An 18,120-nucleotide genomic window follows, 5' to 3' on the forward strand; every position below is an offset into this window, starting at 1 on the left:
TTGCATGACGAACAGGACATTGCGGGCTTGTGTTCGAACACCTGTAGCGCTGTCGGGATTCGTCCAGTTCCCCTTAATCTGCAGCATTTTGCCTGTCGATTGGCTGGTTCTGTGTATCGCCTCGCGTCTCGCCTCAATGATTCAGCTGGCGGACGTGGTGACCAGGGATCATGAATGGTCTGGAGCCTGGTTCGATTGACCCGTCCGCCGGCTCATTCAGAACAAAAGCCGCCTCGATGCATAGGTGTATTCAAGGGCAAGTCGACGCGCCGTTTCGATGAGGTTGGCCGCCGCGCTGTGCCCCCCATCGATGTTCTCGTAATAGAAGTAAGGTTGGCCCAGGGCGGCGAGCTTTGCTGCAGCCTTGCGGCCGTGCGCGGGATGCACGCGATCGTCCTTGGTGGAGGTCAGAATTAAAGGCGCGGGGTATGGCTTGCCCGGCACCAGTTTTTGATAGGGCGAGTAGCCTTCGATCCACGCGCGCTGCTCGGGAAAAGCGGGATCGCCGTACTCGCCGATCCAGGAGGCGCCGGCACCCAATTTGGTGTATCGAAGCATGTCAAACAGCGGCACCTGAATGATCGCCGCGTTGAAGAGCTCGGGACGTTGGGTGATTGCGGTGCCAACGAGAAGCCCACCCTGGCTGCCGCCAATGACGCCGAGCCGGCGCGGACTTGTGATCTTGCGGCGGATCAGGTCCTCGGCAACGGCGATGAAATCATCCCACGTCGTCTGCTTCGCCGCCCGCTGGGCTGCTTGATGCCATTGCGGGCCAAACTCGCCGCCCCCTCGCAGATTTGCAACGACATAGGCATTGCCCTGTTCGAGCCAGAGCCGCCCCACAGGGCCTAGATAAGAGGGCAGAAGCGACGCCTGGAATCCGCCATAGCCATAAAGAAGTGTCGGAATGGCGCCGTCAAACCTTGCGTTCTTCGGTCGCACCAAGGAATAGGGAATTGACGCATCACGCGAAGTCGCTTCGAACTGCTCTACGACATGCTTGGACGCATCGAAGGCAGTAGGTGTTGTCTTCAACTCCTCGAGTTTTTGAGTTTTGGCATCAAAATACCAGACGGACGTTGGCCTGAGATAGCTTGAGACGGCGAACATGGCCTGGTCCGCCTCGTCGGAAGCGGCCGTCACACCTACATTGGTATGTTCCGGCAGCAGGATCGGCGTCGCCGACCAGGCTCCCTTATCGTACGTGTAAACGAACGCTTTGCTTTGAACGTTGTCCAGGATCGTCAGGATCAACAGGTTTTTCGTGAAGCTAAGCCCACTCAGCGCCTGACGAGGCCCAGGCTTGAAGACAAGCGAGGCTTTGGCGCGCAGCGGATCCGCTTTCCATTCGGTCAGGTCATACGAAATCAGCGAGCCGGCAATAAAGTTGACGTCACCCGACGGCGTCCACTCCTCGTCAAGTTTCACAAATAGGCGGCCCCTCACGAGGCCCACGATCTCCGCCTTCTTCGGCAGATTGAGTTTGACGGGCCCATCGGGGCGGAAGAGCACGTACTCATGCTCGAAAAACCCGATCGCACGAATGGCCCCCGTCGCATGAACATGACCTTCACTGTCTCGAAGCACCAAAGGCACCGCCCGAACATCGCCAGGTTCGCCGCGAAAGACCTCGCGCGCCTCGCTGAGCGGCTGAGCGCGTTTGAGCTCCTTGACCACAAAGGGGTAGCCGGCCTGCGTCAAAGTGCCCTCGCCCCAGTCCCTTGCAACAAGGAGCGTGTCACGATCGACCCAACTGACGCTCTGCTTGCCCTCTGGAAGATAAAAGCCGTCCGCAACGAAGGTCTTGGCCTTGCAGTCGAACTCGCGTATGGACGCAGCATCCTTGCCGCCGTCGGAAAGGCTGATCAGGCAAAGGCGCTCTTCAGGCTCTAGGCAGCTCGCGCCTTGAAAGATCCAGTTCTTGTTCTCGGCCACAGCCAAAGCGTCCACGTCAAGGATGGTTTCCCACTGTGGGTCCTGGCGACGGTAGCTTTCAAGCGTGGTGCGCCGCCAGATGCCGCGCACATGGTCCTCGTCTTTCCAAAAGTTCTGCAACCCGTGACGTCCCAGGGAAACGTATGGAATTCGATCCTTGGCCTGCAAGATGGTGAGCGCTTGTTCGTAGAAACGCTGATAGCGGGGATCTGACTGGAGCACCCCGAGTGTCTTCTCGTTCTCGGCGCGGGCCCAAGCCAGTGCGCCTTGTCCTTCGATGTCCTCGAGCCAGAGGAATGGATCGTCAGTGATCGTGGCAGCCTTTCGCTCCTGTGAAAGCGAACGCTCCTGTGAAAGCGCAATGGCGGTGAAGCAGGCAATCGAAAGCATTGCTGCGGAGAGGACTGACGTGTTCATGGACTTGCTCCGGCTGAGATCGAGCGGCCATGCAGGCCTGCGCGTCAAGCGGAAGCCGCAGAAAATACGCAATACATGACATGGTTCGGCTCGCGCTATCTCGCGAACCGTTCACTGCAAGCTGCATGCCGACCACGGCACCGCAAGTTTCAGCCGCTCAGGGCTACACGATCATGTCCGCTTGCCGACATTGGTCGCCAAGCAGACAGGGCAATGTCGGCACGACATAAGTCTCAGACAGCACCAGTACTATGGATCTTCAGCGGCCAAGAATCGGAACAGCGGGACGCCCCCGACCTGCCATCGGAACGCTTATTCCAAATATGAGGGACGCTCTTCTGATCCGGATCATCGGGCAGACTTGTCGCCGCGCGTCAGCATGACATAGAACAGCGCGTTGATCAGCAGCCAGATCGCGATCAAGCTGATGGCAGTGCGCATGGCGATCTCCAATTCGTAACTGTAAGTATTTGCTGCGACGTTCCGCTCATCATGTGGGCCAGCGCGGATCGAAAGAACCGCGCCAGCCGCCAAACCTGTATTGTGCCTCTCTCCTGCTGCAGAAGCGCAATCCGCCGTGTGCTGTTCGCTCCGTCAGTCCTCCCCGGCACTGGACTGCTATGCGACCAGAACTAGGCGAAGCTGTCCGGTGCCGGCAGGACCCAGAGTCTGTCCTGCGTATGCATCAGTGGAGCCGCTAGCGCCTCGAATCTTGATTTAACATCTGCATAGGCAGCCTCCTTCAAGGCGACATCAGCGGAGTCGACCTCGTTGAAAGCAGTCAAAGCCGTGGCATAATTCTGGTACAGTGGCATTTGAGCTTCGTTGGTCCAGCCGAGACCGAGATGGTGGAACTGATCAGCCGGGACGGTGACGCGGCTTTTGTCCAGTTCGCTAACGTAGTCCGCCGCCCAATCGTGGATAGTATAGTATTCAATCTTGTCCATCATCGAGCGCCAGCGGTCGACACGCTCATCAGGCGGCATGCGGGTCGCCCTCGAAATAGCGGCTGCGATCTCTTCAGGGTGGTTCGGATCCACCAGAAGCGCTTCGTTCTCGTTGAAATCTTCAGCTGCGCCCGCAAACTTGGATAGGATCAGCACGCCGGGATGCTTCGGGTTTTGTGCGGCAACATATTCTTTCGCCACAAGATTCATGCCGTCGCGCAACGGGGTCACGACGCCAACATCGGCGGCGCGGTAAAGCCGCGCGAGTGCAGCCTGGCTGAACGGCTCATTCCTGAAGTGGATAGGCTTCCACTCTCTTGTGCCATGCTCGGCATTGACGTGGTCGATAGCGCTCACCACGTCAGCTCTGTAGTTTTGATACTCCTCGACGTCGTCGCGTGAGGGCGGCGCGATCTGCAATAGCGAGATGCTGTGGGGCTCTGTCCTTAGATGCTGATTGAGCCCTTCGACCCGCTTGTCGATACCCTTGGTGTAATCGAGCCGGTCCACGCCGATCGCAAACTTGGATCCCTTGACGCTTTGCAATATTGACGAGACTTTCTCTTGCTCTCCAGGAGAGAGGTCCGCAGCGAGATACTCTGCGAACTGCCTCGGATCGATCCCTATTGGAAATTTTTGAAGTCGCGTCTGGCCTCGCGCCGTAGTCACGACACCATCCCTGCTCTCCAGCCCGAAATGGGTTCGCAGGCAGGCCGCGAAATTGTTCAGGTCCCGATTCGTCTGAAAGCCCAGCAGATCGTATTCCAGCATCGATTTCATCAGCTCGCGATGGTTGGCTACCCGCGCTATCATGTCGGGCTCAGGCCACGGCGTATGCAGGAAAAAGCCGGTTGGCCGCTCAATGCCAAGGTTGTGCAGCTCGGCTCCGAGCGGAAATAAATGATAATCATGAACCCAGAATACATCCCGATCCCGCAGGTTGAACGCCGCGCGCGCGATGAAATCGTTCGTCTGCCGATAGCTGTCGTAACCCTCTTCGGTGCGCGCCATCCGGTCGGACAAGGAGTGCAATACCGGCCACAACGTTGAATTCGAATAATCCCGATAGTAGCCGGCAAAATGCGCCGCCGGTAGATCGAGCCTGGCGATCTGACCCGTACCAATATCCTCGAGTGGCAGGGGCCGGTCACTCCCGTCGCCGCGGACGTTCGATGAGAATATCCAGGCCGCGCCGGAGCGTTCAACGACGGGCTCGAGGGCAGCAGCAAGCCCGCCGGCTTGGGGTTTATTAGGATCGAACTCGGCGCCGCGGTTCGAAATGACGACCAGCTTCAAATCAGGTTGCTGGTTGACCACATCCGCGACCTCGTTCGAGGCCATAGAATGGGCAGGACCTCCACTGCCTGATTCATCCGCGTCCTGCGATATCTCGTCCAGCTGCTGCTCAAAAGCGTGCTGGTTCAGGGTTTCATCTTGCTGGGGAGCGCCCGATGTACTGCCGTAAGCCAACGTTGCCGTGTCGCGCGCATCATGAATTCGAACCATCTCAAAACTCCGTTTGACGATGTTTACGTTTGATTCTGTCGCAGATCAGCCCCGAGAGATATTCCCACGAGCCTAGGATGGCAGGGCTAGCTTTCCGCAAGCTGACTAGTCGCGAGCCAGATAGCCGCACCGATGCTCTCATCCAGGACTTCGGCGCGATGGTTGCGCATGAGGCACCGGCATCGAAGTAGGATGAAGACGTTCAGCTTCATTGCATTGATAAGCGTACGCAGGGTCTGCCCGCCAACTTGTCCCCACATGGTCGCTCTCAAAGCCACGATGTGCTCAGGTGCTGTGCGTGCGAACACATTCGCTCCCTTCGGGCTGCTGGTTTGGGGCATGGCACGCAGCTGACCAATCATCCAGAGCTCAGGTGGTATCATCACTGCCTTTGCCCTTTTGACGAAGCAAGTTTCGATAGCCGCCGCGAATGAGGCGCAGTCCCATCTGGACCAGGCGAATGGTTCGGCTGCGCAGATCATGTGTCTTCCAGCCTCGATCCGGCATGCGAGACTTGCCGAACAGGCCTTCAGCGATCATGCGGTAGCTGTTGCCTTCGAGCCATCCATCCACGGCACGCAGGCCAAGTATGTGCCTGTCCCGGGTGTCACCCGACTGGGCGAGAGGGGGCCATCCGACACGGCGATGTTCCAGCGCCAGCCAAAATCGATGAGCAGCCCGCAAACGGACATCGAAGTTGCGGTCGAGCGGCAAGTCGATGGCAACCGGCGATCTACCTGGCGAAAGCTCACTTAGCCACAGCCGATGTTTCGCTCCTCCGAGCGACACGATGGCATGCCAACCATCCACCGCTTGCCGGAGCTCGCTGCCGGCCAGTTCGGCGAAATCCAGTCTGTATCGAACCGAGTCGGCCGAACCGCTCGCCGTGCGGATGGACAGCACTGTCGCCAAGGCCTCAGGGGCCCAGAAAACGGCCTGTTCGTCGAACGGCTTTCTCGGATCAGCTGCGAAACGTCAGTCCCCACTTCCGTCGGAAGTGATCCGCACCGGACCGCCCCTTCCTGCTCAAGGCTTTGAAGTCCTTTTGATACTCGCGATCGCGCCGCAGCCACTCCCAGGCTATGTCGGCAGCTTCTGCTTTCCTCAGATCCTGATATGCGCTTTCTGATCTCCAGTCGGCACCTGACATCACTGTTCCCCGCAAGCTCTGGAATGCGAAGGCAAGGAAACGGCCTGGTTGTGACGATTTGTAGTTGCACGCGCTCAGCCGCTCGACGTTTTCCGCATTTAGGTGATGGAACGATCAACTTTTGCGATCACATGAGCACTAGTCCGCCCCCGATACCGTCGCTCTCCGTTTTGGAGCGTTCGGGCGATCGTGCTCGCCACGACGTGTTTGCCGGCCATGCGCTATCAAAACTCTGCACGTGCGAATGCCGGTTGCCGGTGATGGGAACGCCATGGACAATCGTCGACAGTACTCGCCCAATACTCGGAAGGCCTGTCCGGTAGCATGAGCAGCTGTGCATCAGGCCGCCAGCGTTGCTTCCAAGGCGCAGTCTCGATCTGCCCTTTGTTCAGAACGTTCACCCGCCTACGGGGGCGACCCTGATGCTAATCGGTTCGATGGCTCGGGTCGCGTTTTCAGCCGCTGTCGCGATCACCACGGTAGCTCGCTCATTGTACGGTTGCAGCGAACGCGATAAAACGTTCAGCGCGACCTGTCCGTGGGCCAGCTTCGCCCTGAGTTCACGAGCGAGCCCCTCCAGAGCATCGCAGGCTGCGACCACTGCTGAAGCATCGGCGTCGGTCGGCTCGATCTCGGCCAATGCCGGCGCAAGGTGAAGCAGCCATTCCACCGCTCCGGCGCGCGCTTTTTCCTGCTTGCTCGGCGGAAATAACGCGTCCCAGTGCGACTCCACCATCATTCGCAACATGCCGAGACCGACGGCAAGACCCTCATATCCCTCCGCCCGAAACAAGCCATAGGAGAGCCAGGAGGCAACCAGGATATCCTTTGACCGCTTCGACAGAATATCGAGGGCCAGTATATTGGCCTTGCTCCAGTCGACGGCGGCCGGCCCCTCCAGGTCCATGCGCCGGATCTCGGCTTCGAGCCGTTTAAAGATGGCTGTCCCACGAATATTATGGCCTGCAGGTACAGGCGCTGCGCCGCTGCGTGAACGCGCAGCGATATTATCGCGGGCTGCGATCCAGTAATCGATCATGCTGACAAGGTCGCATTGATGGCACGATCGCTCGACTCATCGAAACGGCCGACGTCGTGACCGGCCCAGACAATCCGCAAATGGTCGACTATTTTGCGAGTCACCACTGCCGCTCCTTTAGCCGATGCTGCTGACGTGTTTCAATCAAGGATCATGCCAACAGGCCTGGCCCGATCGTAAACGCGCTTAACGACGATGTGAGGAATCTCACGTCGCACATTCGACATCGGAAGCTCCGCTAGCGCTCCGGGGTGCGCTTCGTCGTTTCGCTTCAGGCGCACCATGTCCACGCTCTTGCCAGAAGGCGCGACGTACGAGGACTGGAGCCGAACTCCTGCGGCATGAAGTGAAACAAGTTCGCACGCAGACGCGCTGTCTGAGTGCCTTACAAGGCCTCAAATTTCACTGGGCCGGATCGAACGCGCCAGCATCGGCCGGCACCTCTATTTTCGAGATCAGTCAACTACCAACGCTCGTCATTGATCCAGATGACGCCCACATGTCACCGTCGATAGCGAGCGTCGGCTGGTCAGGCGCACCCGGCCGTTCAGATGCACAAGGGTTCGCATGCAGGTCCGAGCACGTACCGTCTCCGCAAATCGCCCTATTCCGTCCGCAAGAGAGTCGTTCGCGGACATGATGCGCGTCCAGATCTGCTGCAGCAGCGAAATATCGTTTCTAATGGAAGCGCACGATGGGCTCTCCGCGGCGATCGCCGGACGCGCAGGTTTCAAGGGGCTTTGGGCATCCGGCCTGTCGATTGCGTCCTGCCTTGGCTATCGCGACGCAAACGAAGCGTCCTGGAGTCAGCTTGTCGGGGTCGTCGAGCGGATCGTGGACTCGAGCCAGCTGCCGGTTCTGGTTGACGGCGACGGCGGCTTCGGCAACTTCAACAATGCTCGCCTGCTGGCCCGGAAGCTCCGTCAATGCGGCGCTGCCGGCGTCACGCTGGAAGACAGCTGTTTTCCCAAAACCAACTCGCTCATCGGCGATCGACACCCGCTCGCCGACATTAACGAGTTTTCCGGGCGGTTGCGCGCTGTAAAGGACGCGGTCGCGGACGATCTGGTCCTCGTTGCCCGTATCGAATCGTTCATCGCGGGGCATGCAGTCGAGGAAGCAATTTCGCGCGCCCACGCCTATGCAGACGCCGGATCCGACGCGATCCTCATTCACTCCCGCAGAAGCGCCGCCGACGAGATCCTCGCGTTCACGCGAGCGTGGCAGAACAAATTGCCGGTCGTGATCGTGCCAACGAAGTACTATCGAACACCGGTCTCGGTGTACCGCAGAGCGGGCATTTCCACCGTGATCTGGGCCAACCACTCCATGCGAGCCGCGATGGCCGCGATGCGCCAGGTCTGCAGCCGCATCGTCGCGGAGGAGAATACCGCCAGCGTCGAGCCCAATATCGCGACCCTCGACGAAGTTTTCGAACTGCTCGGGTATGACGAGCTCGCCCGCGCCGAAGCGAACTACCTTCATCCTCAGCACCATGAACAATGAGCCCTTTCATGCGGGCTCAAGGTCGTTTCGAGTGGCACCACGAGAGCAGCGTCGCACGATGTTGCAGGGCCTGGCGTCCCCGATCAGAACGGATTCCCGGACCCTACGAGGGAAGAAGTTCCGCGCTTCACGACGGCCGCGGTCGGCCAAGCCTAAAAGCCCGCGAGCATCCGACATACTGAAGGGAGATTCCGGATGACTGACGTTGCTCCGAAAAATGCGGTCATACTTGCCGCTGGGTCCGGCTCCCGCCTGCGGCCACTCACGGATTTGCGACCGAAGCCGCTTGTCGAAGTCAATGGGACGCCGATCATCCTGAACACCTTGCGACGTCTGGAGGCGGTCGGGGTGGAGAGCGTCACGATCGTCGTCGGCTACCGCAAAGACGCCATCCAGTACGTTTGCGGAGCCCGGTTTGGCTCTGTCCGAATTGACTACATCGAGTCCTCTCTTTTCGACCAGACCGGCAGCGCGTATTCGCTTTGGCTGGCGCGCGATGTCCTGCTCGGCGGCGATCATTATCTGCTGGAGGGGGACGTCTTTTTCGAGCAAGCCGTCCTCGATCGTTTCGATCAAAGCGAGGCATCCGCGGTCGCGGCCGTCGCGCCATTTGATGCGAGGATGCAGGGCTCGGCAGTTCTGCTCTCCGAAGCTGGCTTTATTTCCGGCTTTCGTCTGAAACAGTCTGGCGCCGACCTTTCGCGCAATCCAGCGCTTTTCAAGACGCTGAATCTGTTTCGCTTCTCGGCGTCCACTCTGCGGGCAACGATCGTTCCGGGCCTGGACGACATTATCAGATCAGGGGCCACCAGGTCCTACACGGAAGAACTTCTCGCATATCTGATCGAACGACGGGGCCTGCAACTCGCGGCAGCGCGATGTGACCATGAGCGCTGGTGGGAGATCGACACGGCTGACGATCTTCGAATAGCGAACGAGCTGTTCGGGGAAGAGCATTCGACGCCTCGGCACGACAGCCCTCGAACTTGAATTGACCAGCGAGCGAAGACGATGCTCCGCTATTTGCTTGACCCGGCCAATGCGATAACGGCGTTTGGAGTGATATTGTCGGGCGTAGCCTTGTCTCTTGCGATCGACCGTCGCATAGAACTTGCTGTCGCGATAGCCCTCTGGGCGATGCTCGCAGATCACCTCGACGGCATTGTCGCGCGCCGGCTTCGCAATCGTTCGGAAACGGCCGGGAAGATAGGCAAAAATCTGGACGGCTTCTCCGATCTCATTTACGGCGCGGTATTTCCCTCAATCACGTTGCTGCAGTTGCATGGCGTGAGCCCCCTGTCTGCCGCTCTTGGCACGATGCTGCTTGTGGCAGGCGCGCTTCGTCTGAGCTATTTTGGGGTGTTTGGCCTGTCGGCGGATCGATACTTTTCGGGTCTGCCCCTGTCTTACGACGTTCCACTGCTTGCGCTACTTGTACTGGCCGAGCCATTCGTGCTGCAGCCGGTCTTCTCATGGCTTCTGCTTGGGACGTTTGCCGCACTCTCCGTGTTGCACGTCTCGCCCATTCCTGTTCCGGCCCCGAGCCGACCGATGTACATCGCAATTCTTTTGTTTAGCGTCGCAGCGTCGGCGGCTCTGTCTATCCGCGCCATGATTTCCGTCTAACGGCTCCCCTCGCGCGCCAGGAGGCATCCATGCGTAAAGACGTTATCGACCTGTCACGAGCGGTCCCGCCGATCGTTGCGACCCTGGAAGCGTCACTGGCAAGCAGCATGGACGAACGAATTCACCGCAAGGACGCCGGTGGGCTTCTAAGAACGAACCGGCCACGAGGAACCGAAGAAGATCGGCGAGCCGGCGCCGAATGGATTTCCCGGCGGCTGGCTTTCGTGCCCGACATCGATCGGATGATCGTTACCAACGGCACGCTGAACGTGCTTTTCCTGCTGCTAAATCAACTCGTGAGCAAAAGCGGAACGTTGCTGACCGAAGAGATGACATACCCCAACATGCAGGCTCTCTCCCGGATCCTCGGCTTCAATATCAGAGGGATACCGATGGATCCGGGAGGATTGAAGCCGGACGCGTTCGAGGACGCCTGCCGCACGATCAACACGAACAAGGTTCTCTACACGATTCCAACCGTTCAGAATCCGACGGCGACCGTGATGTCAACCGAAAGGCGGATCGCGATCGCCACGATCGCGCGACGATATAACGTTTTGATCATCGAAGATGAAGCACAAGCGCTGATGGTCGAAAATGCGGGCCCGCCAATCGCAACTCTTGCTCCGGAGCTCACCTGGTATGTGATGGGGCTGGCCAAGACGGTCGTGATGGGAATGCGAGTGGCGTTTCTGATGGCTCCGCGAGCACAGGATGCCGACGCTTTGATGGACAAGTACGGTAAGATGTCGATGTGGTTCGTGGCCGCGCTACAGGCCGAACTTGCCCAGGCCTTTATCGCGAACGGAACCGCGCACGACGCGACGACGAGGATCCGACAGATCGCGGCGTCGCGGCGGGCGATCGCGGCAGACATCCTGCAAAGGCCTGATCTCGCCAAGGGACCGCTGGGACTGCACGTCTGGGTCCCGACGCGATCGAACGCCAGCGACCTCGCGTCCGAGGCTCTCGCCGCAGGCGTGCTCGTCCGTCCAGGCATCCAGTTCGCGGCAGAACCGGCACTGACCAAAGCGATGCAGGGACTTCGGATATCATACTGCGAGACGCGTGATGAGGACGACCTGCGGCGCGGGCTGACCATTCTGGCCAGGATCATATCCGCCTGAAGAACTCCGGTGACGCCACTTTATCGGTCGAAGACGAGGAAAAGAATACGGCATGACGGAAGCCAGTGAACTGTTTCGCGGCGCGGCGCCCTACTACGCACGACACAGGCTCGGTTATCCCGCGGACCTGTTCCGGTCATTGCTTCGCGTCTGCCGCCTCGATGGCAGGAGCCGCGCGATCGACCTCGGCTCGGGGACCGGCCAGATCGGCATTCCACTGGCCCGTTCGATCGGGGGTGTCGTGTCCGTCGATCCGAACGATGAAATGATCGCGGAGGGACGTCGGAGAGCGGGGGAAGATGGGCTCATGAATATCGAGTTTGTCGTGTCACGGTCCGAAGATCTGCCCGAGCCGGCGTCGACGTTCCGCATCGCGACGATCGCAAGTTCGTTTCATTGGATGGAGCGAGAGATCGTGCTGGCAAAGCTGTGCCGGATGCTCGAGCGGGACGGGTGTGTCGCCGTCATAGACCGGGAGCGGTCCGGTTCCAGACCTGATGGATGGACCATCGCGATGTGGAAAGAGATGCAGGAGTTCTGGGGAGGGAGCTTTCCGGCAGGTCCAGGTACGTTACGGCAGATGGCCGTGTCACACCGCCAGGTGCTCGATGCCTCCGCGTTCACAGAGATCACGGAACTACGTCACTACTACGAACACGAATGGCACATCGATGATCTTCTGGGGTATCTTTATTCGACGTCTGCAGGCGCTCCCGGCACCCTCGGACATCGTCGTGAGGAATTTACAAAGCGTATGCGCAGGTCGTTGCTGTCTTGTTCGCCGTCAGGCTCGTTCTTAGAACAAGGGTATATCACGACCTTGCTCGGATATAGGCCCTGATCGCAGGCGGGACTTATTCCCAGCTAGCGCTTCAACTGAAAACAACCGGGACGCTGACGGGTCCGCGCTTGAATATCTCAGTCGCGCTCAGAACGTCCGCCTCCACTTGCGCGCAGGTAGCCATTGGGCGGCCGCTTCAAGCCGATATTCTCCCTGAGCGTCGGGCCGGAGTAGCCGGACCTGAATCTTCCTTGTCTGCGCAATTCGGGAACGACAAGCTCGACGAAGTCCTTGAGTCCGCCAGGAACGGTTGCGGGCATCACGTTGAAGCCATCGGCCGCATCATGATCCAGGAACTCTATCATGACGTCTGCGATTTCGTCCGGCGTTCCCAACACCATCAGATGGCCTTTGCCGTCGGATATGAAGCTGATCAGCTGTCGCCAGGTCATGTTCCGCCTTGCCGCGACCTCTAGGAGCAGCTCCTGTCGGCTTTGGACCAGATTTGTCCGCGGCAAAGCATCTGGCACTCTGGCATCGAGATCTATCGTGCGCAGGTCCGTGACTGAACCCAGGACGCGGTGGGCCAGCCCCATCCGGGCATCGATGTGCGTATACTCCTGCAACCGTCTGAGTATTTCTGCGGCATCCTGCGTTGTCTTTCCGACGATCGGGAGAAGTCCCGGCATGATCAACACCTCATCATCTTCCCGGCCGAGCGTCCGAGCCTTGTTTCGGAGCGTCGCGTAGAATTCCTTTCCTACTTCCAGCAATGGCTGCGCGGTGAATACGACCTCGGCAAACTCTGCCGCAAACGATATACCGGCGTCTGACGCGCCGGCCTGGACCAGCACGGGGTAACCTTGCGGCGGCCTTGCGACGTTCAATGGTCCCCTGACCGAGAGAAATGGGCCGCGGTGATTCACTGGTGCAGCCTGGTCGTATCGACGTAAATGCCGGTTTTCTTGTCGCGAACGAAGGCGTCGTCCTCCCAGGTATCCCAAAGCCCCTTGACCACCTCGACGAACTCTCTCGCGCGCGCGTAGCGGGTTTCATGATCCGGAAGGTCCTCCTGGCCGAAATTGCCCGCCTCGAACTCGTGGCCCGAGGTAACGATGTTCCAGGCGGCGCGTCCCGCCGACAGGTGGTCGAGCGACGCGAGCATGCGCGCAAGATGATAAGGTTGTTGGTACGTGGTTGTTGCAGTCGCGACGAGACCGATATTTCGGGTTCTCGACGAGAGCGACGACAGCAATGTGATCGGCTCGAAACTATCGTTCCGGCCGGCACGGGCAATCGCCGCCTGATCCGGCTCCATCACGCTCGGCGTATCGGCGAGGAATATGAAGTGAAACGCGGCATCCTCCGCGATCCGGGCCAGATGTGCGTAGTGGTCGATGTCGACCCCGCCATTTGCAGGCACGTCCGGGTCGCGCCATGCGCCCTCGTGATATCCCGCCTGATTCAGAAACAGCCCCAGCTTCATTTCGCGGTTGCGCGGCATGCTCGTCTCCACTTTGAGGCAGACACCGTCGGCGGCGCCTGTCCGCTTTCATTCGAACCGCAGGCCGGCGCCGGCCGCGGTCATCCGGATTCACTTTCGAGTCCGGACGTGGCCCCGGACCGATCGTGAAAATTGAAGGCAAATAGGGAAATCGCCACCCGCCAAAACTGGCAGGCGTGACCGTTCGCTCGGGCGAAGCCAACAGCACTCTCCTGGCCATTGCTCTCTGGCGGCGCGGACTTCTGACCAGGCGATCTGAGGCCGCGTGCCGTCCGCCCGAACAGCGAAGCCAGCGATAGCGGGCCCGAAAAGCCGCGGCGAACCGAGCGGGCGCCGCGCTAAGCAAAAGTGGCATTCAGCCCGGCTGCCGGAAGATTCGGCCGGCGGTCAACTGCCGGCATTGAGCGATTGATGCAGCTTGCAAAGCGTGACAAGTCTCGATGGATCCAGGCGGATCAAGGGAAGCTCCGCACGCCTTCAACACTCAGCTCGCAGAAACGCGATCCCCCGTATGTAACCTGCAGGATGAGCCTGTGCGGGCCCGATTTCGGTCGCAGCCTTGTGGAGCCGCCAGGGGCGCGGCGAGATGATCGGGTATCTTTCGGGGATGGGGCTGGGATCATCAGCAGGGAGCCTCTCTCCACGGCCGCGCTTTCCGGAAACGCGTGATGTCGACATGGAGAATCTCGGTGCAGAACTTCTCCCCGGTCGGCACAGCGCCCCTGGTTGACCGTGGGCAAGTGTGAACGGCGACGGGCAAAGGTGCGGAGGCAATCATGCTTGTAGCAAGTGAGATATTCAGCGGTGCGGCGCCGTACTACGCGCGGCACGCCGTCCCCTACCCGGAGGATGTTTTCAGATCACTGGTCCGGCTTTGCCGGCTCACGACCAGCGGCCGCGTGCTCGATCTTGGTGCCGGCACTGGACAGATTGGCCTTCCCCTGGCGCAATCCGTAGCGCACGTGTTTTCCGTCGATCCCAGCAGCGAGATGGTCGAGGAAGGCAAGCGAATGGCGACGACGCTCGGAGTCAGCAATCTGGACTTCGTCGTATCGACGTCCGAAAGTCTGCAACTGCCGGCCGCGACGTTCGACCTGACAACCGTCGCTCTAGCATTCCACTGGATGGATCGGGCTGCGGTACTGACCAAGCTGTCGCGAATCCTCAAACCCGATGGATGCGTCGCGATCATCGATCGCGTGCGAGAGCATTCCGAACCATCAGAATGGTACGACGCGATGGTGAAGGACATTACGGACTTCTGGGGCGGAAGCCTGCCCGCGGGCCCCGGCGGAGAGCGGCCATTGCTAAAGCAATCTCACCGGGAAGTCCTCGCCGCTTCCGACTTCAATGAAATCACCGAACTTCGGCACTACTACCGATATCACTGGACGATCGACGACCTTCTTGGCTGGCTCTCCTCCACGGCGATGGGCGCGCCAGGCACGCTGGGGCCGCGTCGCGACGGTTTTTTGACCCGCATTCGTCAGTTGCTGCTGTCGTACTCGCCGGCGGGTTCTTTTATGGACCGGGGCCACATCACGACTTTGATCGGGTACCGAGGCAATGGGACAGGTCTTTGAACTGCGGCGGTCGCTTCAACCAGAGTGGCGTAAGGCTCGAGATGCGCTTCCGCGCGGGTAAGCGAGATTGTCTGGAGCTTCAATCGGCATCAGCGCCAGCATCGATATCACGCCGTTCCAACGCCCGTCCTGACCAGTTGCAAATCATCATGGCGACGCTGGCAGTCGGCATTGACGCGATCCTGCCGGCCCGGTCGCCTAGCCGGAAACAAAAGCAGATTCGCGATGAAGTCTAGCTGCTCGCTGGCGGAGTTTTGGTCCAGAGCAGCCCTTCACTCCAGATGTGTTCGACCCGTCCCCACTCACAGGCAGCCGCGACGTCGGGAAAGAAGCCACATCCCCGATGATTGGCACTCGTATTGCAGAGCAGTGGAAGGCCGGTAAGCCGTTCATACGCGACGAGAAGCCGGGCGACGTCGTGCCTGGAGTCTCGCGGCACCGTCTGCAATCGAGCTGACCCGTCGAGATGCACGACGGCAGGGATTCTGTTCCGCTGTTCATCCCGCGTATGGTGCTCGAAAAGCATGTAGCGGTCCGGCATTCCGGGGCTGAAGAATTCCGGCGCCCGATCTTCGAGGCAGATCGGTGCCACAGGCCGGAAGTGTTCCCGATGCTTGATGCCATTGAGATGATCCTTCATGCCCGCGGAGGTCGCGGCAGCAAGGATACTTCTTCCCCCCAGCGCCCTCGGTCCAAGCTCCGCACGGCCGGTGAGGAAGACCACCGGGTGATTGTCTGCCAGGACCATCGCAAGTTCATGCATGCTGCACGGCGAGGCCTCCCATCCAGGCGGCGTATCGCCGTGCTGCAGATCCGGGCCGCTATAGACGGACCACTCAATCGGGATGAACCCCTTGTCCGCTGCCCATGCGGAACAGGCACTGCCGATTGCAGAGCCGCTGTCGTTCGGAAACGGCGGCACCCAGACAGTATCGAGCAGCGCTGACCCGCGGAGCGCCGTGTTCCATTTGATGTTGAGGCCGCAGCCGCCGGCGATACACAGATTCCGTGTTCCTGCCAGATACGAATGTCGCTGCAGGGCAGCGTCCATCTCCCGCACCAGCATACGCTCGAGGAAAACATGAAAGGATGCGAGCACGTCTTCAGGCGAGCGATCCTTCAGCCTTGCCATGGATGCTTCGAAAAAATCATGCAAACCTGCAAGCGCGTGGTCGATGCTCTTGACGTCGCCGGGGTAGTTGCGGCCGAGCTTCCCGTCCATCGCAAGACGCTCCTCGTAGAGCTCCTGGAATACCGCGACGACAGCTTCATCGACGGACCCGAGTGCGATGTAGGCCATGACCTTGCCGGCGATGCTCCGGTCCCCTCCTCCGGAGCGGTTCGGCCTCTTGTACGGACCAAACTTGTGACCCGCCACCACATAGGCATGACCGATCACCGGAAACAGGGATTCAATAAAGCGGGCCTGTCCGCGCTCCACATGATAAAGCCGTGGAGGTATCCCGCCGTCCCACAGGAGGCAGAGCGCGGCTTGTTCCGCCTTCGCAAAGGGGCTCGTGCAGTATGCTGAGGCCAGATGCCCCGTTACGTGTGGATAGCTCCTGTAAGGCAGGGCTTTGCCCCCGAGCATCAGGCCTGAGCCATCGTACCCAGCGAGCAAACCGCTGGCGTGCGGCTCGAGATAGGGCGCCCCTTTGAGAGTTACAGGCTTGCCACGACTGACGACGTCGAAGCGCGTCTCAATGTCTCCTGGCCAACCGTCGATCACGAATTCATCGATATCCTTCGGACCAAGACCCTGCCCGGCCAGAGCGACGACGATGTCATCCAGATCGACAATATGCTGATAGCGAGGATTGTTGTTCCGCTTTTCCTGTTCGATACAAAAGACAAGGCGCCCGTCCTCTATGAGGGCGATCGCTCCGTCATGGGTCAACTTGATGCCGCAGATGCGCATCGTATCTCCATCCTGTTGCCGCACCCATCGTGGAAACTCGAAATCGACGATCAGGCAGGTCCCGTTTGTTGGCGCGGCCATGCACCGCATGCTGGCGCCTGTCCCTGGTTGAGCACGGTTCGATCGCGGCGGATCATTTCACGTCCATTCCGGTGGCAACACGTCCGCTCTCATGAGCTGCTCGCGAAGCTGCGGTGGCATCGTTCTTCAAACGGGGCCGGCCTCTTGGAGCGGGGATGCAGTATGCAGGCCATCTGCGGGCCAGCAGAATTGCCACCAGTTACATGGCTCCCCGCTGCCGCACCGAGATATCTTGGCGGACTTCAGACATGAGGAAGATCGATTACGAACAGCAGTGGGCGAGGTCTGACGGCTATTCCGACGCTCCGCTGTCGAGTGCTGTTGGTCAAAGTCATCATCGCCGACCGCTGATGCACAGCGCGTCACAACAATATTGAGTAAATTCGTTCCGCGGAGAGCGGCCCATCGAGCGATCGGAGACCTTTGCTGCTCGAGTTTGGGCGTGCGTCGAGGAATTGCGGCCCGAATATGGAGGCAAGAGCCGCGGCTCGGCCAGAATCAGATCCTGCCACCTTCTTCTATGGTCCAAGAGCTCGCAAGGCGGCCCGTGTGCACCGGCTTGCCTGCGCCTCGCGGCTGCTCTCAAGCGGCGGCTTCCACTTCTTTCGTCTTTGCTCGCGGCGGGCTCGACAGACAAGCGGCGAGCTTCGCCACGATTAATGACGGAGTGGCGCTAGAACCGGTGTGTTGGCTCCACGAGGGACCAAACGCACCAAACGCACCCTCGCATACTCCCTAAATATCAACCGGTGAAACCAGACGACATGCAGGCTTTCAGCGAAAGCCTGTTTGCCGAACTCGAGATCGTACTCAGGTCCGGACGTCGAAAAGCTCGCATCAGGACGGGTGCCGCGGTCAGTTATCATGAGCGCTCCGAGCCATCGCATCTTCCAGAGTTCGCATCTAATTAGTCGATTATAGTCATCCATTTGTATCGCTCCGGATGCGATGGATCCCGCGCCAGGGATCCATCCTGTTCGGGGGTATTATGCGAGTTGAG

General features: G+C 59.7%; 15 protein-coding genes. 6 read left to right on the forward strand and 9 right to left on the reverse strand.

Features of this window, described 5'->3' with window-relative positions; genetic code table 11:
* Positions 1-216: 216 nt before the first annotated feature.
* The 6 genes from J2R80_RS40685 to J2R80_RS40705 form a co-directional block, all read right to left on the reverse strand.
* Positions 217-2,352, reverse strand: coding sequence for a prolyl oligopeptidase family protein (locus J2R80_RS40685; protein WP_253640673.1), 2,136 nt, complete (start codon positions 2,350-2,352; stop codon positions 217-219).
* A 632-nt stretch (positions 2,353-2,984) separates the two neighbouring features.
* On the reverse strand, positions 2,985-4,805 hold the full coding sequence (locus J2R80_RS40690; RefSeq protein WP_253640674.1) for a trehalose-6-phosphate synthase: 1,821 nt from the start codon (positions 4,803-4,805) through the stop codon (positions 2,985-2,987).
* 86 nt (positions 4,806-4,891) lie between these two features.
* Positions 4,892-5,167, reverse strand: coding sequence for a hypothetical protein (locus J2R80_RS40695; RefSeq protein WP_253640675.1), 276 nt, complete (start codon positions 5,165-5,167; stop codon positions 4,892-4,894).
* A gap of 7 nt (positions 5,168-5,174) precedes the next feature.
* Complete coding sequence (locus tag J2R80_RS40700; RefSeq protein ID WP_253641085.1) at positions 5,175-5,708, reverse strand: DUF2285 domain-containing protein; 534 nt, start codon at positions 5,706-5,708, stop codon at positions 5,175-5,177.
* A 58-nt stretch (positions 5,709-5,766) separates the two neighbouring features.
* Positions 5,767-5,955 carry a transcriptional regulator domain-containing protein gene (locus J2R80_RS43890; RefSeq protein ID WP_375162636.1) on the reverse strand — a complete coding sequence of 63 codons (189 nt, stop codon included), beginning with the start codon at positions 5,953-5,955 and terminating at the stop codon, positions 5,767-5,769.
* Between the two features lie 397 nt (positions 5,956-6,352).
* On the reverse strand, positions 6,353-6,994 hold the full coding sequence (locus J2R80_RS40705) for a type VI secretion system ImpA family N-terminal domain-containing protein (RefSeq protein WP_253640676.1): 642 nt from the start codon (positions 6,992-6,994) through the stop codon (positions 6,353-6,355).
* A gap of 636 nt (positions 6,995-7,630) precedes the next feature.
* On the opposite strand from J2R80_RS40705, the gene aepX reads away from it, so the two are divergent.
* From aepX to J2R80_RS40730, 5 genes are all read left to right on the forward strand, one after another.
* Positions 7,631-8,500, forward strand: a complete 870-nt coding sequence (gene aepX, locus J2R80_RS40710; RefSeq protein ID WP_253640677.1) for a phosphoenolpyruvate mutase — start codon at positions 7,631-7,633, stop codon at positions 8,498-8,500.
* A gap of 195 nt (positions 8,501-8,695) precedes the next feature.
* Complete coding sequence (locus J2R80_RS40715; RefSeq protein WP_253640678.1) at positions 8,696-9,490, forward strand: phosphocholine cytidylyltransferase family protein; 795 nt, start codon at positions 8,696-8,698, stop codon at positions 9,488-9,490.
* A 21-nt stretch (positions 9,491-9,511) separates the two neighbouring features.
* Positions 9,512-10,126: a CDP-alcohol phosphatidyltransferase family protein gene (locus J2R80_RS40720; protein ID WP_253640679.1), complete on the forward strand. Its 615-nt coding sequence runs from the start codon at positions 9,512-9,514 to the stop codon at positions 10,124-10,126.
* 29 nt (positions 10,127-10,155) lie between these two features.
* Positions 10,156-11,253 (forward strand): PLP-dependent aminotransferase family protein, encoded by a 1,098-nt coding sequence (locus tag J2R80_RS40725; protein ID WP_253640680.1) that lies wholly within the window; start codon positions 10,156-10,158, stop codon positions 11,251-11,253.
* A 52-nt stretch (positions 11,254-11,305) separates the two neighbouring features.
* Positions 11,306-12,094 (forward strand): class I SAM-dependent methyltransferase, encoded by a 789-nt coding sequence (locus tag J2R80_RS40730; RefSeq protein WP_253640681.1) that lies wholly within the window; start codon positions 11,306-11,308, stop codon positions 12,092-12,094.
* Positions 12,095-12,171: 77 nt separating this feature from the next.
* Here the strand turns inward: J2R80_RS40730 and J2R80_RS43585 are convergent, their stop codons facing one another.
* Both J2R80_RS43585 and J2R80_RS43590 read right to left on the reverse strand, forming a co-directional pair.
* On the reverse strand, positions 12,172-12,960 hold the full coding sequence (locus J2R80_RS43585; protein ID WP_309143792.1) for an LLM class flavin-dependent oxidoreductase: 789 nt from the start codon (positions 12,958-12,960) through the stop codon (positions 12,172-12,174).
* Positions 12,957-13,538 carry an LLM class flavin-dependent oxidoreductase gene (locus J2R80_RS43590; protein WP_309143793.1) on the reverse strand — a complete coding sequence of 194 codons (582 nt, stop codon included), beginning with the start codon at positions 13,536-13,538 and terminating at the stop codon, positions 12,957-12,959. Before J2R80_RS43590 ends, J2R80_RS43585 begins: the two co-directional genes overlap by 4 nt.
* Before the next feature lie 776 nt (positions 13,539-14,314).
* Between J2R80_RS43590 and J2R80_RS40740 the strand changes: the two genes are divergently transcribed.
* The gene (locus tag J2R80_RS40740) at positions 14,315-15,121 is read left to right on the forward strand and encodes a class I SAM-dependent methyltransferase (protein WP_253640682.1); all 807 of its coding nucleotides are present in this window, start codon (positions 14,315-14,317) and stop codon (positions 15,119-15,121) included.
* Between the two features lie 232 nt (positions 15,122-15,353).
* Here J2R80_RS40740 and nodU read toward each other — a convergent pair whose 3' ends face one another.
* Complete coding sequence (nodU, locus tag J2R80_RS40745) at positions 15,354-17,039, reverse strand: nodulation protein NodU (RefSeq protein ID WP_253641086.1); 1,686 nt, start codon at positions 17,037-17,039, stop codon at positions 15,354-15,356.
* Positions 17,040-18,120: the final 1,081 nt, after the last annotated feature.

The organism is Bradyrhizobium sp. USDA 4541 (genome assembly GCF_024171085.1).
GTDB classification, from domain to species: domain Bacteria; phylum Pseudomonadota; class Alphaproteobacteria; order Rhizobiales; family Xanthobacteraceae; genus Bradyrhizobium; species Bradyrhizobium australafricanum.